The 24,954-nt window shown below is 54.0% G+C and carries 23 protein-coding genes; 14 read left to right on the top strand and 9 right to left on the bottom strand.

Annotation, left to right across the window (positions count from 1 at the left end; translation table 11 throughout):
• Window positions 1-26 precede the first annotated feature (26 nt).
• Genes IT893_RS08725 through IT893_RS08705 form a run of 5 tightly spaced genes read left to right on the top strand, consistent with a single transcriptional unit; the run spans window position 27 to window position 4,264 of the window.
• Window positions 27-596, top strand: coding sequence for a DUF3261 domain-containing protein (locus IT893_RS08725; protein ID WP_197147470.1), 570 nt, complete (start codon window positions 27-29; stop codon window positions 594-596).
• Between the two features lie 2 nt (window positions 597-598).
• Window positions 599-1,804, top strand: a complete 1,206-nt coding sequence (locus IT893_RS08720; RefSeq protein ID WP_197147469.1) for a beta-ketoacyl-[acyl-carrier-protein] synthase family protein — start codon at window positions 599-601, stop codon at window positions 1,802-1,804.
• Window positions 1,801-2,310, top strand: coding sequence for a hypothetical protein (locus IT893_RS08715; protein WP_197147468.1), 510 nt, complete (start codon window positions 1,801-1,803; stop codon window positions 2,308-2,310). Before IT893_RS08720 ends, IT893_RS08715 begins: the two co-directional genes overlap by 4 nt.
• On the top strand, window positions 2,307-3,032 hold the full coding sequence (fabG, locus tag IT893_RS08710) for a 3-oxoacyl-ACP reductase FabG (protein ID WP_197147467.1): 726 nt from the start codon (window positions 2,307-2,309) through the stop codon (window positions 3,030-3,032). Before IT893_RS08715 ends, fabG begins: the two co-directional genes overlap by 4 nt.
• Entirely contained in the window at window positions 3,029-4,264 is a 1,236-nt protein-coding gene (locus tag IT893_RS08705; protein ID WP_064781394.1) for a beta-ketoacyl-ACP synthase, read from the top strand. Before fabG ends, IT893_RS08705 begins: the two co-directional genes overlap by 4 nt.
• Window positions 4,265-4,302: 38 nt before the next feature.
• Here the strand turns inward: IT893_RS08705 and IT893_RS08700 are convergent, their stop codons facing one another.
• From IT893_RS08700 to IT893_RS08680, 5 genes are all read right to left on the bottom strand, one after another.
• Window positions 4,303-5,208, bottom strand: coding sequence for an SMP-30/gluconolactonase/LRE family protein (locus IT893_RS08700; protein WP_064781395.1), 906 nt, complete (start codon window positions 5,206-5,208; stop codon window positions 4,303-4,305).
• A 104-nt stretch (window positions 5,209-5,312) separates the two neighbouring features.
• The gene (locus tag IT893_RS08695) at window positions 5,313-6,314 is read right to left on the bottom strand and encodes an ABC transporter permease (RefSeq protein ID WP_064781396.1); all 1,002 of its coding nucleotides are present in this window, start codon (window positions 6,312-6,314) and stop codon (window positions 5,313-5,315) included.
• A 9-nt stretch (window positions 6,315-6,323) separates the two neighbouring features.
• Window positions 6,324-7,349, bottom strand: coding sequence for an ABC transporter permease (locus tag IT893_RS08690; RefSeq protein ID WP_083997096.1), 1,026 nt, complete (start codon window positions 7,347-7,349; stop codon window positions 6,324-6,326).
• The gene (locus IT893_RS08685; RefSeq protein ID WP_197147466.1) at window positions 7,346-8,911 is read right to left on the bottom strand and encodes a sugar ABC transporter ATP-binding protein; all 1,566 of its coding nucleotides are present in this window, start codon (window positions 8,909-8,911) and stop codon (window positions 7,346-7,348) included. The genes IT893_RS08690 and IT893_RS08685 overlap by 4 nt, the downstream gene beginning before the upstream one ends.
• Before the next feature lie 74 nt (window positions 8,912-8,985).
• Entirely contained in the window at window positions 8,986-10,098 is a 1,113-nt protein-coding gene (locus IT893_RS08680) for a substrate-binding domain-containing protein (protein ID WP_063089524.1), read from the bottom strand.
• 439 nt (window positions 10,099-10,537) lie between these two features.
• Between IT893_RS08680 and IT893_RS08675 the strand changes: the two genes are divergently transcribed.
• Window positions 10,538-11,743, top strand: coding sequence for a GAF domain-containing sensor histidine kinase (locus IT893_RS08675; protein ID WP_197147465.1), 1,206 nt, complete (start codon window positions 10,538-10,540; stop codon window positions 11,741-11,743).
• Window positions 11,724-12,458 carry a response regulator transcription factor gene (locus tag IT893_RS08670; RefSeq protein ID WP_063089521.1) on the top strand — a complete coding sequence of 245 codons (735 nt, stop codon included), beginning with the start codon at window positions 11,724-11,726 and terminating at the stop codon, window positions 12,456-12,458. Before IT893_RS08675 ends, IT893_RS08670 begins: the two co-directional genes overlap by 20 nt.
• Window positions 12,459-12,499: 41 nt before the next feature.
• Here IT893_RS08670 and IT893_RS08665 read toward each other — a convergent pair whose 3' ends face one another.
• Complete coding sequence (locus tag IT893_RS08665) at window positions 12,500-13,921, bottom strand: sensor histidine kinase (RefSeq protein WP_197147464.1); 1,422 nt, start codon at window positions 13,919-13,921, stop codon at window positions 12,500-12,502.
• On the bottom strand, window positions 13,918-14,583 hold the full coding sequence (locus IT893_RS08660; RefSeq protein ID WP_008891048.1) for a response regulator transcription factor: 666 nt from the start codon (window positions 14,581-14,583) through the stop codon (window positions 13,918-13,920). The genes IT893_RS08665 and IT893_RS08660 overlap by 4 nt, the downstream gene beginning before the upstream one ends.
• Before the next feature lie 209 nt (window positions 14,584-14,792).
• Here IT893_RS08660 and IT893_RS08655 point away from each other — a divergent pair, with 209 nt between their 5' ends.
• The gene (locus IT893_RS08655; protein ID WP_245227857.1) at window positions 14,793-15,851 is read left to right on the top strand and encodes an ABC transporter substrate-binding protein; all 1,059 of its coding nucleotides are present in this window, start codon (window positions 14,793-14,795) and stop codon (window positions 15,849-15,851) included.
• A gap of 24 nt (window positions 15,852-15,875) precedes the next feature.
• On the opposite strand, the gene IT893_RS08650 is transcribed toward IT893_RS08655, so the two are convergent.
• Together IT893_RS08650 and IT893_RS08645 are read right to left on the bottom strand one after the other, a co-directional pair.
• Window positions 15,876-16,721 carry a citryl-CoA lyase gene (locus tag IT893_RS08650; protein ID WP_197147463.1) on the bottom strand — a complete coding sequence of 282 codons (846 nt, stop codon included), beginning with the start codon at window positions 16,719-16,721 and terminating at the stop codon, window positions 15,876-15,878.
• Window positions 16,718-17,935, bottom strand: a complete 1,218-nt coding sequence (locus IT893_RS08645) for a CaiB/BaiF CoA-transferase family protein (RefSeq protein WP_197147462.1) — start codon at window positions 17,933-17,935, stop codon at window positions 16,718-16,720. Before IT893_RS08645 ends, IT893_RS08650 begins: the two co-directional genes overlap by 4 nt.
• 118 nt (window positions 17,936-18,053) lie before the next feature.
• Between IT893_RS08645 and IT893_RS08640 the strand changes: the two genes are divergently transcribed.
• The 6 genes from IT893_RS08640 to IT893_RS08615 all read left to right on the top strand — a co-directional run bounded on the left by IT893_RS08640 (window position 18,054) and on the right by IT893_RS08615 (window position 24,952).
• Window positions 18,054-18,734, top strand: a complete 681-nt coding sequence (locus tag IT893_RS08640) for an IclR family transcriptional regulator (protein WP_197147461.1) — start codon at window positions 18,054-18,056, stop codon at window positions 18,732-18,734.
• Between the two features lie 317 nt (window positions 18,735-19,051).
• Complete coding sequence (locus IT893_RS08635; protein WP_197147460.1) at window positions 19,052-20,050, top strand: tripartite tricarboxylate transporter substrate binding protein; 999 nt, start codon at window positions 19,052-19,054, stop codon at window positions 20,048-20,050.
• Window positions 20,051-20,094: 44 nt separating this feature from the next.
• Complete coding sequence (locus IT893_RS08630) at window positions 20,095-20,583, top strand: tripartite tricarboxylate transporter TctB family protein (protein ID WP_064781406.1); 489 nt, start codon at window positions 20,095-20,097, stop codon at window positions 20,581-20,583.
• A complete protein-coding gene (locus IT893_RS08625; protein WP_008891055.1) occupies window positions 20,576-22,114 on the top strand; it encodes a tripartite tricarboxylate transporter permease in 1,539 nt (512 codons plus the stop codon). Before IT893_RS08630 ends, IT893_RS08625 begins: the two co-directional genes overlap by 8 nt.
• Before the next feature lie 34 nt (window positions 22,115-22,148).
• Window positions 22,149-23,831, top strand: coding sequence for a methyl-accepting chemotaxis protein (locus IT893_RS08620; protein WP_008891056.1), 1,683 nt, complete (start codon window positions 22,149-22,151; stop codon window positions 23,829-23,831).
• A complete protein-coding gene (locus IT893_RS08615; RefSeq protein ID WP_064781407.1) occupies window positions 23,831-24,952 on the top strand; it encodes an AbrB family transcriptional regulator in 1,122 nt (373 codons plus the stop codon). Before IT893_RS08620 ends, IT893_RS08615 begins: the two co-directional genes overlap by 1 nt.
• The last annotated feature ends 2 nt before the right edge of the window (window positions 24,953-24,954 follow it).

The raw sequence follows: 24,954 nt of genomic DNA, 5'->3' as shown, positions 1-24,954 counted from the left end.
TGATCGGCCTGTCGGCGTGTGAGACAATGAACCTGCCTCAGGTAACCCTGCCGGAAGTGTTTTCAGGCAATGCTGGGCATAAGGTTGCCTTGGCTGATGGGCTTGAGTTTACGCTGCCCGCTGCCCCTTGGGATGAAGACGAGACAATTGATGTTGCCCAACAGGTTGAAGCAACATGGAACAATCAAACCCAGTCCGGGACCGCAACCTTTCAGGGGCGCATCAATATTCAGTCCGATCGCGCGCGAATTGTTCTGATTGATGATCTTGGCCGTCGTGCTGTTGAAATCGACTGGACCGCTGAGCAAATCATAATCCAGAATGCGAATTGGCTGCCGCAAGAATTTGATACCAACAGACTTCTTGCGGACATTGTCATGACCTATTGGCCACTTGATGCTGTTGAAGATGCCCTGCCCGATAATATGTCGGTTCATGAAGGATTTGGTGAACGAACCATTCGGCTTGACGATACGGGCCGCAAATACGCCACCATCGAACATCCGATCAAAGACGTCTGGCAAGGTCAGGCCATTCTCCAAAACCAGCAATTCAACTATCGCATCAAGATCAATTCAATACGGACCGGGAATTAAGTATGGCCCGGCATGCATTTTATCTGTCATCGCTCGGCATCATCTCTGCGCTGGGAAATGGCAAGGCAGAGACCGCGGCGACACTTGCCGGGCGCAGACCGGCAGACATGATAAAACGCAGCGGTTTTTTACCGGACCGTGACGCCATTCTTGGCTCTGTTACGGCAGACCTGCCTGCACTGCCGCCGCAATTATCAGCCCATGATACCCGCAACAATCGTCTTCTGTGGGCTGCCGCAAGCCAGATCGGGGATGAGATTGAAGAGCTGATTGCCACCTATGGCCGGCAACGGATTGGCGTTCTGATCGGAACAAGCACCTCCGGGATTGAAGAAGGCACCAATTACTATCAGCATCGCGTCGAAACCGGCGCGTTTCCTGATACCTTCCGCTATGAACATCAGGAAATAGGATCCCCATCGGCATTTTTAAGGGATGCCTTTAAGCTTGGGGGCCCTGCCTATTCCGTTTCTACGGCCTGCTCGTCGAGTGCGAAGGCTTTTGCATCGGGCATGCGATTGCTAAAGGCGGATATCTGCGATGCCGTTCTTGTTGGGGGCGTTGACAGTTTGTGTCGGCTGACCGTTGGCGGGTTTGATACGTTGCAATCGCTGTCCACGTCGATTTGCAACCCGATGAGCCGGAATCGCGACGGCATCAATATTGGTGAAGGTGCCGCCCTCTTCATTCTGCGCAAGGATGCCGGCGATATCGAATTGCTTGGTGTTGGTGAAAGCTCGGACGCCTATCACCCCAACGCCCCGCACCCGGATGGCGTTGGTGCGGCACGTGCCATGCGCACCGCCTTGGCGCATGCAGGCCTGACAGCAGACGAGATCGCCTATATCAATCTCCATGGCACGGCAACGCCACTTAATGATGTTATGGAGGCCAAGGCCGTTACAGAAGTTCTCGGATCAAACGTACCGGCCAGTTCGACCAAACCCCTGACCGGGCATAGCTTGGGGGCAGCTGGCGCAATCGAAGCTGCAATTCTTTGGCTTTCGCTGAGCGAAAACAAGACTGGTGCACCGCTCCCGCAGCACCGCTGGGATGGCGAAAGGGATGATGACATTCCGGAATTGAACCTTGTTTCTGCACAGCAATCCTTGGCGCCGGCTGATCGCCTGGCAATGATGAGCAACTCATTTGCCTTTGGAGGCAGCAATGTCTCTGTCATCCTTGGAAAGGGATGGACGACCTCATGAGCAACATGTCACAGCGCCTTAATCATGCCCTGCCCCCGATCAGTGAACTGGTCATGCATGCCAAGCCGATGCTGTTGATTGATCGGGCGATGTCCGCTGACGAAACCTCAATGACCGCTGAAGTCGACATCACGGCCAACAGCATGTTCTGCGTTCCCCAAAAAGGTGTGCCGAGCTATGTGGGCATTGAATATATTGCACAGACTGTTGCCGCCTATAGCGGCTGGCGCGCAAAAAACAATGATCCTGACGCGACACCACGTATCGGATACCTTCTGGGTTCGCGTAAGGTCACGCTGTCACGCAACTGGTTCCCGGTTGGCCGCACCCTGTCGGTTCACATAAGCAACATCTTTGAAGATGGTGAAATGGGTGTGTTTGACGGGGAGATCCGTTTGGGCGAGGAAATACTTGTCGCCGCACGCATCAATGTATATCAGCCCAAAGACAATGAAACTTCTTTGACATCACCTTCGGACAACAACCAAGAAACAACAGACCAATGACCAGGACCATATTGGTAACAGGCGCCAGCAAGGGCATAGGTGCCGCAACAGCACGACGTCTTGCACGGGATGGCTTTGACATCGTTCTTCATTATAACTCTGATCGTGATGGCGCTGAAACTGTCGCAAAAGATGTTCTGTCATCCGGGGTTCAGGCCCGCCTGGTTCAGTTTGATATCTCCAATCGGGACGCGACACGCGAAGCCTTGGAAAACGATATCGCCGAACATGGCGCACCATATGGCATCATTCTGAATGCTGGTGTCACACGGGATGGTCCATTTCCCGCCCTTGAAGACGATGACTGGGACAGCGTCATTCACACTAATCTTGACGGATTTTACAACGTTATCAAGCCGCTATTGATGCCAATTATTCAGAAGCGTAAAGGTGGGCGCATCGTGGCCCTGACATCAATTGCAGGAATTGCAGGCAACCGCGGCCAGGTGAATTATTCGGCGTCAAAGGCCGGGATCATCGGGGCGGTAAAGTCCCTCGCCCTGGAACTCGCGAAACGTAAAATCACCGTCAATGCTGTGGCACCCGGGATCATCGAAACACAGATGACCAAAGACCTGCCCGAAGATGAGGTCAAGGCCATGATCCCGATGCGCCGTTACGGAACAGCAGATGAAGTCGCCGCGACCATTTCATTCCTGTGCAGCGACGATGCATCATATGTCACCCGTCAGGTCATCAGTGTGAATGGGGGCATGCTATGACCCGCCGCGTTGTCGTCACCGGAATGTCCGGCATTACAGCACTTGGCAACGACTGGCCAACCATCAAAGCCCGCATACAAGCTGGCGAGACCGGCATTGCGCGAATGTCGGAGTGGGATGACAAATACGATCTGCGTACCCGTCTTGCCGCACCTGTTCCGAACTTTTCGCTCAAAACTCGGTTTAACCGGAAACAGTTGCGCAGCATGGGGCGCGTCGCGCAGATGGCTGTCGCTGCAACCGACGACGCGCTTGAAATGGCGGGTTTGCGGAATGATACCGCATTGTTCGAAGGCGGGCGGCTCGGCATCGCATATGGATCGTCATTTGGAAGCACCCCGCCTGTCCTTGGCTTTACCCGCCTGATGGAACACGGCGATAGCAACGCCATCACCGCCACCAGCTACATTCAGATGATGAGCCATACAGCAGCGGTCAATATCGGTGTCCTTTACAGGATTACCGGGCGGATCATTCCCACATCAACCGCCTGCACATCTGGCAGCATGGGGATCGGATATGCGTACGAGGCAATCAAATATGGCAAGCAAGATGTCATGATCGCCGGTGGTGCCGAAGAACTATGCCCTACCATGGTGGCCGTATTTGATACACTTTTTGCAACCAGCGTCAGCAATGATACGCCAGAAGCAACACCCCGTCCTTATGACGTCAAACGCGATGGATTGGTGATCGGCGAAGGTGCGGGCACTCTGATCCTTGAAGAATATGAGCACGCAAAGGCACGCGGAGCAAAAATTCTGGGCGAGATTGTCGGGTTTGCGACCAACTCGGATGGCTCACACATAACGCACCCAGCCAGCAAAACAATGGCCCGCACCCTTCAGGGGGCTCTTGATGATGCAGGGCTGTGTGGCAACGACATCGACATTGTCAGTGGACATGGCACGGCAACTGACCACGGAGACATCGCAGAAAGTGAAGCTACTCGTGCTGTTTTCGATCGTGCGGTCCCGATACACACCCTTAAGGGCCACTTTGGCCACAGCCTTGGTGCGTGCGGTGCGATTGAAGCTTGGCTGGGGCTGGAAATGATGCGTGAAAGCAATTTCGTGGCGACTGCAAACCTGTCAGAGGTCGATCCCGCCTGCGCCGAGCTGGACTATATTTCAGGCAGTGCCAGACACATCCAAGCCGAACATTTGATGAGCAACAATTTTGCATTCGGTGGCATCAACACCTCGCTTATTTTCAGGTTCGACGGCTACTAAGCCACTGCGTCGGGTCTAAAGTCCGCCAACGACTTAGTCTATCGAACCAATGCTTCGCTGTTGACATGTATGGCGTAGACGCTTGTAGTTGCCGTAATCAAAAGCTCGTTCCCCCGTGCACCGCCGAACGTTAAATTCGATACTGTTTCGGGCACCAGTATCTTGCCAAGCAGAACACCTGTCGGATCAAAGCAATGCACGCCGTCGGCCGCAGAACTCCAGACATTGCCATAGCAATCAACTCTGATCCCGTCCGGCAGACCTTGATCGATCTTGGCAAAGTCACGACCGTTCTCAAGTCTTTTCCCGTCAACAACATCGTAAACCCGAATGACGGCGGGAACTTCCTCGTCATGGCTGCTGCCTGATTCCGCGATATAAAGCAGCGTCTCATCATTTGAGAATGCCAAACCGTTTGGTTTATGAAACTCGGGTGTCACGCTGGCTAAAGTGCCCGTTTCAGGATCAAGGCGAAATACATTGTTGTATTTCTGTTCCGGTGTGGCCTTGTAGCCCTCATAGTTCGACAATATTCCGTAGGTCGGGTCCGTAAACCAGATCGACCCGTCGGATTTGACCACAACGTCGTTTGGCGAATTAAGCCGCCTGCCCTCAAATCCATCGGCAAGTGTCGTGGTTGCGCCGTTATGTTCGGTTCGTGTAACCGATCTTGTGCCGTGCTGACAGGTAATCAGACGACCGTTCACGTCCATCGTATTGCCGTTGGCAAAGTCTGAATTATCCCGGAACACGTTGACCGAACCATCACACATCCAACGGAAAATCTTCTGATTTGGAATGTCAGAGAACAACAGGCATTGATGCGCTGGAAACCAAACAGGTCCCTCTGTCCACAAATGCCCGCCAGAGATTTTTCTCAGCCTGACATTTGGCAACACAAGGTCGCGGAACCGACTGTCGAGAACCTGATAAGGTTCCACCATACCGAATGCATCTTGGTGCTTGTCTGCGGCACAGTTAGGCAATTGAACGTCCTTTGCTAAATGTATCTAATGTCCGAAAGTTTACGCCCCTAAGCGCAAAGCCCTTAACGCACCAACTGTTGCCGCCCATAAATCAACAACATCCCGATGATCACAACTCCGAACACCACCTGTCGGAAGGTATCGGCAGGAATATCGACACCGAGTTGGGCAAAATACCGCTGCGGCTGAACGACCGAGAGCATCGATTGCAGGATGGTAATCAAAATGACGCCGGCAACCGTCCCAACATACTTGCCGCGACCACCCAGAACATTCGTCCCGCCAAGAATAATCGCCGCAATGGTCGGCAAAAGATAGGGATCGCCCATCGCCTGATAGGACCTATTGGCCCACCCCGCCAGTAGAACGCCCGTCAACGCTGCAGACGCACCGGAAAAGATAAAACAAGCCAAAATGACCTTGCGTGTATCAACGCCACTCAGAAAAACTGAACGTTCCTGATTTCCGACGGCATAAATCCGTCGACCAAGAACGGACCGGTTCAGCATGAAGACGATCGCTGCCCCCAGAATGATCCAGATCAGAAGCGGATTGGGAATGCCCGGAATGAAATGCCCGACCGCCAGTTCCCGCATGAATTCGGTCGCCCGATCCTGCGGGGCAAAACCGCCGGTGTGATAAACCATAAGGCCTTGGGCCACAGCATTCATACCAAGCGTGAAGATCATGGCTGGCGCACGCAAATATGCCACACCCAGGCCATTTACTGTCCCGATCAATGCACCACACAAAACACCGAATGGAACAGCAAGTGTAACGCCCCACTCCGGCCCCAGGAATCCGGTGGCACCGGTTGCCATCATGCCACCAACGCCGATTGTCCAGGGAATGGATAGATCAATATGCCCGAGCAGAATGACCAGCATCACCCCGCTTGCCACCACACCCAGGAAGGACGCGGTATGGAGCTGCTGGATCAAATATTTCGGTGACAGAAAGGCAGGTTCAACCATTGCCCCGATCAGAAGCAGAACAATCACACATGCAAATGCAATAAGGGTTGCCCGATCAAATTGCCTTGCGATTACGCCTGAAACACTCATTTTTCCGCCTTACCGATAAATATCTAGTCTGTTCTTAATTCGGAGCACACGCAGCGACCCGAGGCTGACCGCAACAAGCAGTACGACGCCGACGAAAAGCGGCTGCAAGACTGGGTTGATGTCAAACACGATCAACAGATCACCAACAGTCCGCATGACAAAGGCCCCGAAAATCGAGCCAACTGCACTGCCGACACCGCCAAACAAAGACGTGCCACCAATGACAACTGCGCCGATGGAGTTGAGTGTGTACTCATTGGCAATAGACATCTTTGCCGCGCCCGAATAGGTCAATGCTGTCAAAAGGATGCCACCAATCGATGCCAGCAAACCGCTTAGGGTATAGGCCAGCATCTTCGCGCGATTGATCGGAATTCCGGACATGTACGCCGCCTGTTCGGACGAACCGATGGCAAAGGCGGCCCTTCCCAGAACTGATCGGCGATACGGGATCCAGATGAACACAACGACGGCCAGCAACAGCAAAACGCTATGCGGCACGGCAAAAGATGATCGCGTCATGAAGTCGGCAAGTTCAAAATTGACCGATCCACCCGGTTGGGGTCGAACGGCAAGTGCAATACCGAAATAAACCGCACTGGTGGCCAGTGTCGCGATCAGCGGCTGCAACCGTCCATAGACGATAATCAAGCCATTTACTGCCCCGCAAGCCAGCCCAAGCAGCAGGACACCAAAAATGCCGAACGTGGTTGCGATCGGCCCATCAACAACAATCGTCGAAGCAAGGCAGTTCGCCAGAACGAATGTTGCCCCGACCGACAGGTCAAGCCCGCGGGTAATAACCGGCAAGGTTTGCGCCATGGCGACAAGTGCCAGCAATGCGCCCTTGTTGGCCGCGGTATTTATCATGTTGGGCGTCAGGCCCGCTGCCTGCTTCCAGCCATAGACGATGAACATGGCGGCAAAGATAAGCATTGCGATCAGAATACCGCGCTGTGCCGCCGACAAGCGGCCAACCCAGCCGAAGTATTTTTGGCGAGAAACCAGATCTGCTGGTTCTGAGCTCACAGTCATAGCGACGCTTCCTGTAGTTTTTTTGGTTCAGGTCTCTTCGCTGCCTGTTCCGGCAGGTTAAGCGCGGCTGACACCAGATTTGTTTCGTTAAGGTCTTCCCCGGCAAGGGTTCGAACGATCCTGCCGTCATACATCACCAGCACACGGTCACAGCAGCCAATCAACTCGTCGTAATCGGTTGAATACAAAAGGATTGCACATCCTTCTGAGGCCAGTTTCTGCAACAGTTGATAGATTTCCTGCTTGGTGCCTACATCAATTCCACGTGTCGGATCGTTCAACAGAATGATGCGTGGCTTGGTCATCAGCCACTTGCCGATAACGACTTTCTGCTGGTTACCGCCGGATAGCGCCCCGACAGGACCGTCAATGCCATCTGCCTTGATCTTGAGGAGTGCGATCATCTCGTCAATAGCGGCCTCTTCTGCGCGCTTATCAACAACGCCCATCCGGCTCATTTTTTCGACCGCGGCAAAAGACAGGTTTTCACGCACAGTCATCGACAACATCAGACCTTCGTATTTGCGGTCTTCGGGCACCAAAGCAATGCCGATGTCATCTGACTTCGCCATCTTCGGGCTGTTCAACTTTACCGGCGCGCCATTGATTTCCACCGATCCGCTCGCCCCGATCAGGGTCCCAAACAGCCCCAACTGCAGCTGTCGTTGCCCCTGCCCATCCAAACCACCGAGCCCGACAATTTCCCCCGGCCGCATTTCCAGATCGATGCCATTAAGTTCATCGTTCCAGGAAAAGTCTGAGACCTTCAGGATCGGCTTGGATGCGGTGGGTCGGGTGCTTTTTGCCGGATAGACACTGCTGTATTCGCGGCCGATCATCATCTCGACAACGGCGCTGTCCGATTTTGTGCCGTTTTTGAATGTCTCGACTTTCGTGCCATTGCGATAAACCGTACAGGTATCGGCCAGTTCAGCAATTTCGGGCATGCGGTGCGAAATATAGATGATCGCCATCCCTTCATCGCGAAGCCGATGAAGCATCTTAAAGACCTTATCGACATCGGCCGCCGTCAGGGCAGACGTCGCTTCATCCAAGATCAGAATTTTTGGGTTGCGTGCCAGTGCCTTGGCGATTTCAACCATCTGGCGCCGCGACAGTGAAAGATTGCTGACCGTTTCCATCGGATCAATGTTTTCGCCGCCTACGCGCGCAAGGGCCTCTTCGGCGATGCGGCGCTGGGCCCGATAATCGATCATTCCGAATTTAAGTGGCGGACGAGTAATGCCAATGTTGTCGGCTACTGTCAGGTCCGGCAGCAGCGACAATTCCTGAAAAATGCAAGACACGCCCAGATCATTGGCCTGTTGTGGATTTGCAAAGCTTACGGTGTTGCCATCAAGTTCGATCGTTCCGCTATCGGGCTGCACAACGCCCGAAAGGATCTTGATCAGCGTCGACTTCCCTGCACCGTTTTCACCAAGCAGCGCATGGATTGATCCGCGGTGCATATCGAAGCTGACATTTTCCAGTGCGCGGACACCACCGTAACGTTTGGTTATGCCCGACATCGACAATAGATAAGGAGATTTGCTCTCTGACACGGCAGTTTTCCTAACTTTATTGAATACCGTCGACGCCACGCGCGGCATCGACGGTATCCGAACGTTTATTGTTGTTAGTTGTTTTCGCCTGTCTGAGACGCGATTTCTTCAGCCGTGAAGCCAATGTTGCAGGCTTCAAAATTGTTACCCGCAAAGAAGCTGCCCGGCAGTTTCGGGAACATCTCGACACCTTCCTTGAACGGGGAATAGGAAATCGAGGTCGGAAGCGCGATTTCTGACGGAACGACTTCACCCTTCAAGGCCGCAATGGCGGTTTTGATGGTCACAGATGACTGTGCCGGTCCCGTTCCACCCGACTGGCAGCTCAGCTCTGCGCTGTTGCAAAGTTGACGAAATGCGTTCTCGGTTTCGCCGGAAATCGGGGCCTTGAACACGCCTGCATCGAGCATTGCGGTGGCAACACCTTGTGAGCCGCCCTGAACGTAAATACCGTCAAATACACCGCCGGCCGCAATGGCATCTGCCGTCACTTTTTGTCCATCACCTGGCGCCCAGTTTCCAACGACATCGACGACTTCGATATCACGCCCGGATTCCTTGATCACCTCATGGAAACCTTCATTACGTGCAATGTCGACGGGTTGGCCAGCCGGACCGCGGACATGCAGGAACTTGGCCGGACCATCACCGCTTTGCTCCAGAAGGAACTTACCGGCCGACATTCCAAGTCCTTTTTGATCAACGTTGATCGCGATCTGGTTGGGGTCATCAATCACGTTGTCAAACGACAGAACGACAACATTGGCTTCGTTGGCTTTACGCACCACCGATCCGAATGCGCGCGTGTTGTTGGCGTTAATGATAATGGCGTCAAAGCCCTGATCGATAAAGTTGTTGGCCGCGGCAATCTGTGCGGCGATGTCCTCACCAACCGACACAACTTTGAATTCTTCGATCTCGGCCGCGACTTCCGGCTGTGCGGCATAGGCCTTTGCGACTGCGATCATCTGAACGCGCCAGTCATTGGCGATGAAGCCGTTTACAAGCGCAATCTTGTAAGGCCCTTCGCGTGCAGGCCACTGGAAATAGGCAGTATCATCGGAAACCGGTGTGAAGCACGCCGGATCAGCACCCGGACCAGCAACAGTGTTCGGCCCGGCAAACGCAACTTGTGCAGTCATCATCAATGCGACAGTGGCTGTCGTCATCGTCAGTAATTTTTTCATGGTAGTCCTCCCGTTGGATGCGCTGTTCTTTATCGCTTCCTCAGCAGGTCAGCGCCCCTGCCCGCATTGTGCAAGTTCTTGACGTCTCGTTTGTCGCATGCCGACGACGAGCCTTCTGATCAAAGATCACAAGGGTCGGTTCTTCTGGTATTTTCAGAGAAATTTCGTTCTCACGCCGGTTTGGCGTGAACCGAGATTTCCCCCCTGATGTCAGCATGTGACTTATTGTTTTTGTTTGGCTCTTTACCGTCGTGCGGCAAGGAGTGGTCAATGCCTGAAAATCAGACACCAAACCATGGCGCAATCTTCATCAGTTCCGATTAAATCGTAAAGAGCAGTTTCCGCAGAACGCATACGGTGTTACGCATCCAAGTTGCGGGTTCCCGCAAGACAAGAGAAATGCCTGTGAATATTATCGAAGAGCTGGAGGAAACCACTCATGTCGGATCTTGCTCATTACCTTCGCATCTCCAACTTGCTTGCGGGGAACCTTGATATTCACTCGGCGCTCAGCTCGGTCAAAACCGAGATCGAGAAGATTATCGAGTTTGATCACCTTGATGTGTGCTTGATTGACACGGACAAAAGGTGGGCAACAGCCTATGAGGTTGGCGTCGAAACAGCCTGGAGCAAGATGCGCTCCCATGTGCGAAAGGCGCCTATCCGCGACATTCTGCTGGGTAAAACGGACCATCTAATGACGGGAAATGCCCTTGACGATCCCCGTTTCCTTTTCCCCGGCGCGGTAAGTGCGCCGATTATTGACCACGAACTTCGCAGCCGCGTCAGTGTCGGCATGAAGGTTCTCGGGGAAGTCGTTGGATCGTTGAATTGTTCTTCGAAAAAGGAAGGTTTCTACGACGACAGTCATCTTGAACAGATGCGTATTTTGGCCGACATGCTGGCCCCGTATTTCTATGCCTTGCGCGCCAACGAAAAGGCCAACAAGGAGGCGATCATTCGCGCTGAAATCCTTGCACGCGAAGAAGGTCTGCGTCTTGGCGCACTCAGCCTTACTGATGCGCTTGAGGCCGAACGCCAACGCATCGGTATGGATTTGCATGATCAAACCTTGGCTGATCTGACACGCATTGCACGGGATCTTCGCCCGGGACTGAGCGAGGCACAGTATCTAAGACTGCAGCAGCAAGTCCAAAACATGATCCAGGGACTGCGCGACATCATTGATACCTCGATCCCATCGATTCTTGACCTGTTTGGCTTCCACCATGCTGTCCAGACGCATCTGGAACGGGCTGTAAGCTATGACAGCATAATGCGCTTCAAGGTCGATGATCAAACAGATGGGGCGATTGACCTATTGCCTGAAACAACCCGCATCGCAGTCTTCCGTATCTGCCAGGAAGCCATCAACAATGCAGTTCTGCATTCGAATGCGTCACTTGTTTCAGTCTTGATTACCAAAAGCCCGGATGACTGTCTGACGATCCGCGTTTCGGATAACGGAAACTTCCAGCCACATCCAAGAAAACCGTCCAGTGGCTTGGAACATATGAAAACACGCGCCCGCCTGATCGGTGCAAAATATGACCTTTCAACGTCCGACGGCACACAAATAACAATTCAGTTGCATCAAGCGACCAGACAACAAGGAGAAACGATCAATGAAAATATTGCTGGTTGAAGATGACAACATGCATGCGGATTTCCTGATGGAAATCGTCGAAAACGCTTTGCCGGAATTTGACGAAATCCTTGTTGCCCATAACGGCAAGGAGGCCGAAAAACTTGCCCATCTACATCAGATTTCAGCCGTCGTAATGGACCTGCGCATGAAGGAACATAACGGCATTGAAGCCGCGCGAACGATCTGGGCAGAACGCCCCCACACAAGGATACTTTTCTGGTCGAACTATTCGGATGAGGCATATCTGCGGGGAATCACCCGGATCGTTCCTGATCAAGCGGCCTATGGATATGTCCTTAAAACCGCAACACCGGACAAGATGCGACTGGCGTTGCGTGCCGTCCTTATCGAAGCACAAATTGTTGTTGATCGTGAAGTCCACCAGATCCAGGCACAGCAGATGCGCTCGCGCAGTGCGCTGACAGAATTCGAATATCTGATCTTGCTTGATCTGGCGTTAGGACTTCCTGACAAGGCAATTGCCATGCGCCGAAAACTGTCGCTCCGTACCGTCCAGAACAGATTGCTGTCGCTTTATGACAAGCTTGAAGTTGAGTCACAGGACCAGAACGAAATGGGCATTGTGCTTAACAAACGCACACGCGCCGTTTCCAGTGCCATTGCCCGAAAGGTCATCAATCGCGAGGGGTTGATAAGTGCCAACAAGGAACTGTCCGCCTGGCTTGCAGGTCAACCAGTGCCACTGGACTAGGTTCTTGTTCGGCACCACCAGTCAGCAGGACCCCTGGCCAATCAGCTTTCTTTGCGCTCGTCCAAAGGTGCCATATCGAAACCTATACTGAAGATGCACCCGCTATGCTCTTTGGGTTGCGTCAGTTTTACCTTGGTCTCGTGCCGGGCGGCGATTTCCTTGACGATGGAAAGTCCCAGTCCACATCCCTCGTCATATCCGGCATCATTGATCCGATAGAACCGCTTGAAGACATCCTTGCGATGTTCGACCGGAATACCCGGTCCATTATCTTCGACGGTCAATATCACCTTGTTTTTGGCAGTGTTCTGTTCAAGCCGAACGGTCACAGCGCTGCCACTTGGGCAGTAAGTCAGTGCGTTATGGACAAGGTTTTTAAGCAACTCTTCAATCAAGGTCGCATCACCCATAATCCACGCAGGATCGGTGATCCCCTCATATCCAAGGTCAATGCCACGTTCGATTGCGACCGGAACTTTTGATCCGGTTACCGCACGGGTAATTTCACACAGATCGATCTTGTCAAATGGTCGGCCGGCAAGGCCTTCGGGTGCGGCACGTGCCGATGCCAGCAACTGATTGGCCAGATGTGATGTCTGCCGGGTCGAGGCCGCGATGGTATCCATGATCTGGTGGATTTTCTCGGGATCCTTTTCACGCTGACCAAGTTCGGCCTGGGTTCGAAGTGCGGCCAAAGGCGTTCTAAGCTGATGCGCTGCATCTGCAGTAAAGCGTTGCATGGTCTTCAGGCTGTTTTCCAACCGGCCAAAAAGCTGGTTGATAGCGCCCACCAGATGGCGCACCTCGATCGGCACATCGTGCAAAATCGGTCTGAGATCACTCGGAGAACGGCGATTGAGCGCCTCCTCCAGGCGGGCCAGCGGCTTCAGGCCCTGACCGATCCCGAACCAGACGATCATGGCGGCAATGACAATCAGCAAGATCTGGCGCGCCGCGGCACTGGCAAGAATATCCTCGCTAAGCCTTGTGCGGGTTCCCATGGTTTCGGCAACCAGCACATGAAAACGGGTCGCTTTGCGAACACTCGCCACATAGCGTGAAAGCGCGCCGATCCTGACCGTCTCGCCGTTATAAACCGCATCATAGAAAACCGGTTCTTCACGCAAAGGCAGGAACTTCTCAGGCACCGGCGGCAGATCTTCGTAGCCTGTAATGAATTCGCCCTGCGCAGTACTGACCTGATAGAAAACCCTGTCTTCTGCCGCACTTGTCAACATCTCAAGTGCAACATAGGGAACGTCCACCTCGATCTTGCCACCAATCAAAACAACACGGTCAGCAATGGCTAATGCAGAACTTAAAAGTGCGCGGTCAAATGCTTGGTTTGTCGAATTAACCGCGTTACTACGGACTTCAAGCAGCATCAGGGAACTGACCACCAAAAGCGGGATCAGCAGCGATATGACAAGCCTGCGCCGAAGCGATCGATTACGCCATTTCATGTTTTTTTCAACAGATAGCCAAGACCGCGAACGGTCTGGATTTTTACATCGGCCGCCTCGACCCGTTTGCGCAATCGACTGATATAAAGCTCAACCGCATTGGCACTGATATCGTCTTCAAACCCGGCCAGCTGATCAACGATTTGCTCCTTGCTCAGAACATGACCGACCCGCATCAACAGGATTTCAAGGATATTAAGCTCACGCTTTGGAATATCGACATCCGTGCCATCAACGGTTACCCTCCGCGCCACTGTATCGAAACTGAGCTTCCCACATTTAAGCTGGGTATTATGCGTCCCGGCATTACGCCGCATAAGCGCCCTCACCCTTGCTTCAAGCTCTACCAGCTCAAACGGTTTGGCCAGATAGTCATCCGCACCAAGATCAAGTCCCTTGACCCTGTCTTCGATGTCACCGCGCGCGGTCAGGATCAGAACGGCACTTTCTGCGCCGCGATGACGCAAACGTTTGAGGATCTCGAGCCCGTCAAGTTTCGGCAGGTTCAGATCAAGTACCACCAGGCCATATTCCTGTGTGCGCAGAACGTCGTCAGCTTCCTCGCCATCGGCAATCACATCGACCGCATAGCCAGACTGTCGCAGGGATCCTGCAATTCCATCTGCCAGTGCGGCATGATCTTCGACAACAAGGACTCTCATTGTTTGCGCGACTTTTCCCTGATAAACCTCGACAGAGGTAATTTCTATTCTGCCATTTTCCCGGCAAAGGCATTCAAGAACAAGCGATATCCTCGCCCCGGCACCATATGCCAATGACCATCCGTGACACAGAGTATTGCAGCATGATTTCGGGCCGTATCTGTATTGGTTTATGTTTCATCGCCCTCGCGATGCAAGTTTCTTCTGCGATGGCCGAAGTTTTCACCTATCCAGCATTGCGTTCGTCCCAGGCATCCGATCCAGAACAATCACTGCTGACCAGCACACAACCGATGGCCGTTATCTATGGCTCCGCCGATATCGGTGCCTTTGTCCCGGTGATCGAAGCCTTTCAGCAAGACAACCCGTTTATTGGTGTTGAATACCATCAGCTGCAAACGCTTGAGATGTATGACATTACCCAAAGCCAGCGCGCCAACGGTGAACCAACGGCGGACCTGATCATCAGTTCCTCGATGGATCTGCAGATGAAACTGGCCAATGACGGATATGCCACATCCTATCAAAGCAGTGAAACAGACGCTTTACCCCATTGGGCGCGCTGGCGCAACGAAGCCTTCGCCGTAACGCAAGAACCCGCCGTCATCGCCTATAACCGCGAGTTTTTCCGCGAAAACGAACTTGAACCGCCCAGAACCCGCGAAGACTTTATCCGGCTGCTTGTCAACCACGACGAGTTACTGAGTGAAAAAGTCACGACCTATGACATTGAACGCAGCGGTGTCGGCTTCCTGTTTCTGGCGCGCGATGAACGATTTTTCCCCGGTATCTGGGATTTTGTCCGAATTCTGGGTCAGGCGAAGGTAAAGCTTTATTCCAATACCTCTCCGATGCTTGAAAAAATCGCATCCGGTCAGGTGGTGCTTGGCTATAACCTGTTGGGATCGTATGCGGAAACCTTTACCCAACGAAACCCGAACCTTGGCGTCATCCTGCCGGACGATTTTATCGTCGTTTATTCAAGGATTGCCATCATCCCGCGTGGCGCACGCAACCCCGACCTTGGCGGTCGGTTCCTTGATTTCATGTTGTCGATCAAGGGCCAAAGCGTATTGCAAAATGAAGGCAACTTCAACCCGGTACGCGCCGACGTTCCGCCCAGCACATTCTCTTCGCTGATCTTTGACCGGTATGGCGAACGCGTGCGCTCCTTCCCGGTCGGCCCGGGATTGCTGGTTTACCTTGATCAGGCCAAGCGTCAGCGATTCCTGCGCCGCTGGCAGGATGCACTGCTGAACCGCCGGTAGCGCACCCTGCCGATCAAGTGCCTTTTAAGACTTCGCACTATCGGGTACCGGACGACGATCAGGACCGGTATAGTTCCAGATCATCCGGCGCGGGATTGGTCCCTTGTTGCGGCCACCCTGTTGGGTTTGTTCCCATGCATGGGCAAGAATGCCCACCGACCGCGAAAGACAAAACAGCCCACGCGCCAATTCCGGCGCAAATCCAAGTTCGGCATAAATAACTGCCGTTGCACCATCGATATTCATCGGGATCCGCTTGCCTTTACGCGCCAAAAGCTCTGCCTCGATCGCGCTGGCAATTTCGCCATACCGCCCCGACACATGACCGTCCTGTGCTGCAGCGCTTACGAGTGCCAAAAGCCGTGGTGCACGCGGGTCAACCGGGTGGAACCGATGGCCAAAGCCCGGCACATGTTTGCCATGCTCAGCGATTTGATGATCAAGGCCGTCTGAAACCGCCGCGGCCATATCCTGTCCGGCATCCATGCGTGCTGCGATATCATGATAAAGGGCAACTGCCTGCTCGCCCGCCCCGCCATGCACATCACCCAACACATTAACCGCACTGGCCATGGCATTGTTCAGACCAACGCCACAAGTTGCCGCCATACGGGCAATGGCGATGCTGGGGGCTTGCGGCCCGTGATCGACGGCCGAAACAAGCGCTGCTTCAAGCAGCTTGGCCTGCGGGGTCGATGGCAATTCGCCGCGTGTCATCAACCAGATCATGGTCGGAAAACTGATATTGCCAATCAGATCCTCAATCGCGTAACCGCCATAATGGATTTTGCCTGGCTCCATATCGATGATGCCGGTCTGCCACCAGTCGCGCACTTCGTTTTCAACGTCTTCAACGGTTTTCGAACTCACAGCACGCCCTCCTTGGCAAAGTTATCGATTTCATCATTGGAAAAGCCAAGCGACGACAGAATGTCCTGATTGTCTTGTCCAAGTTCCGGCGGCGGTGCACTCACCGACGGTGCATCACCATCCATTTTGATTCCGGTTCGAAGGATGCGGATATCCCGATCAGCGCCTGGCACATTCTCAAACGACGCCAGCATCCCGCGATCAGCAATCTGTGGCAGCGAAAGCGCCTGTGGCACGGTCAGAACCGCACCGGCCGGAACACCAACGGCGTTAAGCTTTTCAACCCAGTAATCGGTTTCTTGTCTAACCAGCACTTCTTCAAGCAGTTCGGTCAAAGCCGATCTGTTTTCGAGCCGTTCCTTGCGCGACACAAACCGCGGATCCTTGATAAGCGTTTCAAGACCGAGAACACCACACAGAGCTTCGAACTGTTCCTGCTTGTTTGCGGCAATGTTGATCTGGCCATCTGCCGTGGCAAAGGCACCAGATGGTGAAGACGTGAAGTTGTCATTACCATTGGCGGTCGGCTCCTTGCCGGCAATCAGATAGTTCGAGACCACCCAACCCATCGTGGCAATCACCGATTCCAGCATCGAAATATCAATGAAACTGCCCTTGGCATCCTTGTTTCCCATGGCCCGCCCCGCCAACGCTGAACTGATCGCAAAGGCCGCTGTCATGCCGCCAATGGTATCGGCCATCGGATACCCGACGCGATAGGTCCCTTTGCCTTCCTCGCCAGTGATCGTCATAATCCCCGACAAGCCCTGGACAATCTGGTCATAGGCAGGAAGCTTCTTCATCGGGCCACTCTGGCCAAAGCCGGAAATCGCGCAATAAACCAGCCCCGGATTCACCTTTGACAGCACATCATAGCCAAGTTCAAGGCGATCCATGACACCCGGACGAAAGTTCTCGACCAGAACATCGGCTTTGGCCACGAGCTTTTTGAGGATTTCCTTCCCACGCGGGTCCTTAAGGTTCAGCGTGATCGAACGTTTACCGGCGTTTTGTGCCATGAATGAAACGCCCATCAGCTTTTCATTGAGCTCCATGTCGGCACCCAGCTGGCGGGCAAGATCGCCACGCCCCGGCGCTTCAACCTTGATGACATCCGCCCCCATATGGGCCAGCTGGTGACAGCAAAACGGTCCGGCCAACACATTGGTCAGGTCAAGAACCGTTATTCCGGAAAGAGATTTTGGTCCACTCATGGTTATTTCCTAAATTCTGTCTGGTAGAATTATGTTCCATTATATAGAATTTTAAGCTTGGACAAAATGGTCTTGGCGCTCTCACTGCGCCAAATCAGAGCACGAGACGGATTTAACCATGTCAGAACAAAACGTTACAGCGGTTGAGCGCGCCTTGGGAATTCTTGATGCCTTCACCGATCAGGACCATGACCTGTCGCTCAAGGATCTGTCCGAGCGTACCGGAATGTATAAAAGCACCATCTCGAGACTGGCGGGAACGTTGGAGTCTTGTGGTTTTTTGATGATTTCCGGTCGTGGCCGCTATCGCCTCGGCCCGGCACTTTGGCGTCTTGGCTCCATTTACCGGCGATCATACGGCATGGACGATATCGTCCGCCCACACCTTTCGATCCTTGTTTCAGAAAGCGGTGAAACCGCGTCCTTTTACGTGCCCGAAGGCGCCAATCGCCTGTGCCTGTTTCGCGAAAACTCCCCAAGCAGCCTGCGTCATCATCTTGAAGAAGGCGCTATTCTTCCTTGTGAATTAGGGGCTGCTGGCCACGTCATCCGCGCCTGGGGCGATGGCGTCGATGACCGTTCGTTACAGGTCCTCGAAGACAGGTTTGCCCTGAGCGAAGGTGAACGTGATCCGGATGTTTCGGCGATTGCCGTACCGGTACTGGATCGCCAGAACCACCTGCTCGGTGCACTTGCCCTTTCCGGTCCGATCAGTCGGTTCACCCCGGAAAAGCGTCTCAAATGCCTGGCTTCGCTGCAATCACGTGCAGCGGATTGCGGTAAACGCATGTCTTCATGATTACAAACTGCCGCCCATCTTTGCCGTTAACGCATAAATCATATGAACTTTTTTCACCCATTTTTTGCCAATGACAGGTTGGTGACAGGTTTGGCTGTTACCGTCCCGCCACTGCCGATCCGTGAGTCATAAATTGGCCCCGGAACAAACAAGAAGAAAATTCGGCAAGGGAGGTCAGGTCAATTTCCGGGGTCAGGTGGGCATTCATGCCTCTGAAAGCGGTGTTCGGACTCCCCTTGCTGGCGTTTTGTTCCATTGATCGGCTTGCCACTATTCGGGTGGCTGGGAAATTGCTTTAGTGTCTGGAGGAGACCCTGATGAACAAACTGTCGATGTTCTCGCGTCGCGGATTTATCGCAGCAGCCACGGCTGTTGCTGTTTCGACTGCTGCATTTGGTGCAATGGATGCCAAAGCTGCAGAAATCGACGAAATTCACTTCGTCATTCCAGGCGGCGCAGGCGGCGGCTGGGATGGCACGGCACGTGGTACCGGTGAAGCCCTGACCAAATCGGGTCTGGTTGGCACCGCATCTTACGAAAACATGTCTGGCGGCGGCGGCGGTAAAGCGATCGCCTACATGATCGAAGCTGCTGATCGTCTTGACAACACCCTGATGGTCAACTCCACCCCGATCATCGTGCGTTCGCTGACCGGTGTCTTCCCGCAGTCGTTCCGCGACCTGACCCCGATTGCAGCCGTTGTTGCTGAATACGCAGCATTCGCTGTTCCGGCCGACAGCCCGTATCAGTCCTTCACCGACGTTGTTGACGCGGTCAAAGCTGATCCGTCTTCGGTCAAGTTCGGTGGCGGTTCGGTCCGTGGCGGTATGGACCACATCGTTGCAGCCTATGCTGTTCAGCAGGGCGGCGGCGATGCCAAACAGGTAAAATACATTCCGTATGACGCAGGCGGCAAAGCAATCGCTGGCCTTCTGTCGGGTGAAACCGAAGTTCTGTCGACCGGTCTGGGTGAGCTGCTTGAACTTGCCAAGGCAGGTCAGGTTCGCATTCTGGCTGTAACCTCGAAAGAACGCGTTGAAGCTGCTCCGGACGTTCCGTCGCTCGGTGAACTCGGCATTGATGCTGAATTCGTCAACTGGCGCGGTTACTTCGGTTCGCCTTCTCTGTCAGCTGACAAAGCGGATGCCTATGCTGCGATCCTCAAGGACGTTCAGGCAACCCCGGAATGGGAAACCGTTCGTACCCGCAATGGCTGGGAAAAAATCTATAAGCCGCGTGCTGAGTTTTCTGCCTTCATGGAAAATCAGGAAAAGGTCGTTGGCGACCTGATGCGCGACCTTGGCTTCCTGAAATAAGCCGTTAATACACAAGTAAAAAGACCTCCGAAGGAAACCACGCCATGTCCATCAATCGCGACAAATTCGGCGCGCTGCTATTTCTTTGCCTTGCGCTGATATATGGCTTCTATGTCGATGACATCCCGCTGCTGTTTGGCGACGAGGATGCCCCGTTCAATGCCAGAACCCTCCCTAACGCCCTTGCATGGTTGCTTGGTGTGGTTTCCTTCATCCAACTGATACTGCCGACCAACAGAGAGGCCGGCAGTCTCGAACACGCTTTCCGCGGTCTTAAGTGGAAACGCGTTGTTATCCTGGCGGCACTGATGGTGTTTTATGGCCTGACCATCCGCCAGCTGGGCTTCCCGATTTCAACATCGCTCTTCCTTATGGGCGGTTTCTATACGCTTGGCGAACGCCGTCCGCTGGTTCTGATCCTGACGGCTGTCGGTGTCACGCTTGCTTTCTGGGGCTTGCTCTATGCCATGGGCATCTACCTGACCCCGGGCGATTTCTTCTATTATCTCGGTTGGATGTCAAACGATGCTTGAGGGAATTTTCTCCGGTCTTTCGACCGCTGTCATGCCGATCAACCTTCTGATGGTTGCGGTCGGCTGTTTCGCAGGCACCTTTATCGGGATGCTTCCCGGTCTTGGCCCAATCACTGCCATTGCCCTGATGATCCCGATCACCTACGGGTTTGATCCGTCCACCGGCCTTATTCTGATGGCGGGCGTGTATTACGGGGCAATCTTTGGTGGCTCGACATCTTCTATTCTGATCAACGCGCCGGGTGTTGCCGGAACGGTTGCGACCGCCTTTGACGGTTACCCGATGGCCCAAAAGGGCCAGGCTGGCAAGGCATTGGCCATTGCCGCCTACTCGTCCTTCTCTGGCGGTACGATTGCTGCAATCTTCCTGCTGGTCGCCGCACCGGCACTGGCATCAGTTTCGTTGTCGTTCCAGTCGGGTGACTATTTCGCATTGATGGTGCTTGGCCTGACGGCTGTGTCTGCCTTTGCTGGCAAGGGACAGGTTCTTAAGGCGATTACCATGACCCTGTTCGGGATCATGCTTTCGACCATCGGGACCGACCCGGCGGCTGGCGTTGCCCGCTTTACCTTTGGCAGCATGGATCTTGTCGACGGCATCAGCTTCCTTTTGCTCGCCATGTCGACCTTTGCCCTTTCCGAGGCCCTGCTCTCGATCCTGCGTCCGACCAAAGACACCCGGTCCGAGGAAGAAAAGGCCCTTAAAAGCCTGGGCTCGATGAAGCTGTCGAAGGAAGAAGTCAAGATCATGATCCCGGTCATTGGCCGTTCCTCGGTTCTTGGCTTCTTCACCGGCGTTCTGCCGGGTGCCGGTGCAACGATTGCATCCTTCCTTGCATACGGCATGGAACGCAATATTGCCTCGGCCAAGGAAAAGCTCGGCTTTGGCAAGGGCTCCATTCGTGGTCTGGCGGCGCCGGAAACCGCAAACAACGCTGCGTGTTCTGGTTCCTTCGTACCACTTCTGACCCTTGGTATTCCGGGTTCGGGCACCACGGCTGTGATGATGGGCGCGCTGATTTCCTATGGCGTTCAGCCGGGTCCGCGTCTGTTTGTTGAACAGCCTGACGTGTTCTGGTCCGTGATCATTTCGATGTATATCGGCAATATTGTCCTGCTGGTTCTGAACCTGCCGCTGATCCCGTATATCTCGCGTCTTTTGGCCCTGCCCCAGCAGCTTCTTGTTCCGTTCGTTCTGTTCTTCTCGCTGGTTGGTGTCTATCTGGTGACCTTTAACACCATGGACATCCACATGATGGTGATTGCAGCTGCAATCGCGATCGGCCTGCGTCTTTTGAACTATCCGATGGCGCCGATGCTGCTTGGCTTCATTCTTGGCAAGATGATGGAGGAAAACCTCCGTCGTGCACTGGCCATTAGCGACGGTTCCATTTCGTTCCTTTGGGAACGCCCGATCACGCTTGTGATCCTGTTGATCAGCATTCTGTTCCTTGCAGCCCCGTTGATCGGCAATCTGCGCAGCTGGTTGGCAAACCGCAAATCAGCGCTTCCCAATGATGGTGAACTCTAAGATCTGCCTCTGAGCGACGTGAAGGATATTGGTAATGCGGTTTCTTGATAATCTGTCGATTGGTCCCAAAACCCTTTTGGTTCCGGTCTTCCTGATGATCGTTATTGTCGCCATGGGGATTGCCACTGTGGCAACCCTTGAAAGCGAAAAAGACACCCTTACCAGCCTTCGCGTTGAAGCCTATGAACGGCGATCCGATGCGCTAACACTCAGCAACGCCCTGAACGAGGCGCACGGATCGCTGTTTCGTATTCTGACCTGGGACTCCAACGGCATTAATGCTGCTGTTGTGCCCGATCTTCGCGAACAGGTCGCCAAACTCGAAGAAGAACTAGCCCCCCTTGCCCAGCGTCTTGCCGCTGTGGGTGGTGATGCCTTTACCGAGAACTATGCGAAATACATGGAACAGGTGAACCAGTTCCTTGTTGAAAGCGAAATGAACATCTATGGCGCGCTGGAAGTCATTGCCCAGGCTGATGAAACCTTCCAGGCCCTTCAGGCACCGCTTAACGATATCCTTGCCCAATCACATGAAATTGCCACCACATCGTTTGCCGATGCCTATGCGCAGGCCGAAGCCCTGCAGCGTGTCTTTGTCATCGTTGCACTGATTGTTGTGGTTGTTGCGGTTGTTGTGTCGGTCTTTGTCTCCCGGCGCATTTCACGACCCATGACCGACCTTGCCGAATTGATCGAACAAATTTCCAATGGTGATCTTGATGTGAGTGTTCGCGGCGGACAACGCGCTGATGAGATCGGCAAGGTCGCGCGCTCTGTCATGGTACTGCGGGATCAGTCCAAGGAGGCAGAAGTCCTGCGTCAGGAACGCGAACGCGTGCGTGGCCTTGAAAGACAGCGCCAGCAAAACCTGATCGACGCCACCAACCATTTCCAGCGCGTCGTTCAGGAAGCCCTTTCCGGCTTTGATCAGGAATTCAGCTCGCTCAACGGATCTGCCAGCGACATGGAACAGATCGCAACCCTTGCCAGCGCACGGTCCGCCGACGCAAACCAGCATTCCGAGCAGGTTCTTCATCACATCGAAGCTGTTTCCCAAACGACGGCAAGTTTGTCCGAAGCCATTGCTGAAATCGGCCAACAGGCCCAGAACTCGGCTGAGGTTGCCGGACGTGCACGTTCCGAAAGCGAACAGTCACGTGCCCTGTTTGAACAGCTGACCAACGCCACCCAACGGATCGGTGATATCGTCAGCCTGATCGAAGACATCGCCAACCAGACCAACCTGCTTGCCCTGAACGCCACCATTGAGGCCGCACGCGCCGGTGACGCCGGTAAGGGCTTTGCCGTGGTCGCGGGCGAAGTCAAAAACCTTGCCTCCCAGACTGCACGCGCAACCGAAGATATCGCAAGTCAGGTCGAAGAAATTCGTGGCCTTACCGATAACGTGGTCAATGCCTTGCACGGTGTTGCCGATGTTATCGGCGAGGTGGACCAGTCGGCCGCTGCCATCGCTGCTGCCGTTGAAGAACAACAGGCCTCCACAGCCGGTATTTCTGACAGCATTCAGGATGCTAATGGTGGTATGCGGACCGTGGCCGAGGCGGTTGGTGCGCTGGATAACGAAACAGCCCGCGTCCATAACGGTTCGGCAAACGTAACGCGCGCCACCAGCACATTGAATGACGAGGCCACCAAACTGCGTAACGCAATCGATGGCTTCCTTGAACAAATCGAGAAGAACAAGGCCGAAGCATAATGAGGAAAACACCGGATGGTCGCTCAGGCGCCCATTGGATCAACCGACTTTCCGGTGTTTTGACACCCCAGTTTTTCAAAAAACTGTCGATTGCTTTGGGGATCGGCCTGATTGGCGGCTTGATCGCCCATTTCATCAATATGCCTCTGGCCTGGATGATGGGCCCGATGCTGGCCACGTTTGTCGCAAGCCTGCTGCGCGTGCCGATGGGTGTCCCGATGCAATTTCGCTCTGGCATCCTTGGCGTTATTGGTATTTTCCTAGGCGCATCCTTTACCCCCGATACCCTTGATCAGGCCGCAAAGTGGCCGATCAGCATGATCGCGGTTCTGTTGTATGTTCCGATCATCACATTCGTGATCACGTGGTTCTATTCCCGCATTGCCCGCCTTGACCCGGCCACAGCGTTGTTTTCCGCAACACCGGGTGGCCTGACACCGATGGTCGTTCTTGGGGCGGCTGCTGGCGGCAATGAACAGGAAATCGCCCTGACGCAGGGTTTGCGTGTTTTGCTGCTGGTGATGTCGGCACCCCTGATTGTTTTGATGATCACCGGCGTTGTAGCAAACGGCCATGGCGATAGCCAATCGGTTCAAATGACACTGAACGAAGGTCTTTTGACCGCCGGTTGCGCGATCATCACAGTTCTGGTCTTTCGCAAGCTGCGCATCCCGGCGGCCTATATGACCGGTGCGATGGCGGCTAGCATGGTGTTGCATGTATCGGGCATCGTCGAGGGTAACCTGCCCGACTGGCTTCTAGCCGGAAGCCTGTTGATCCTTGGTTCTGCCATCGGCAGTCGGTTTTCGGGCGTCAAGATCGCTGTCCTTGTCCGTCTTGCGGGCTATTCGGTGCTGGCAACCTTTGTTGTCCTGGCCTTCACGGGCGGGGTTGCATGGTTCGTATCGCAATGGCTGGATCTTGATTTCATTGCCGTATTGCTGGCCTTTGCGCCGGGTGGCGTTGCTGAAATGTCATTGATTGCGCTGGCCCTCAATGTCGAACCGAGTTTTGTCGCCTTTCACCATATCGTGCGCATTTTCGAAATCGTGTTGCTGGCGCCACTCCTTGCCAAGTGGTTTCAGCGCCACATGCAAAAGAAAGCCGCACGGCAAAATTAATC

Origin of the sequence: Thalassospira sp. A40-3 (assembly GCF_015871485.1) — a bacterium.
GTDB lineage: Bacteria > Pseudomonadota > Alphaproteobacteria > Rhodospirillales > Thalassospiraceae > Thalassospira > Thalassospira tepidiphila.
Note: the sequence above shows the minus strand (reverse complement) of the source record. Positions and strands in the feature narration are given on the sequence as shown.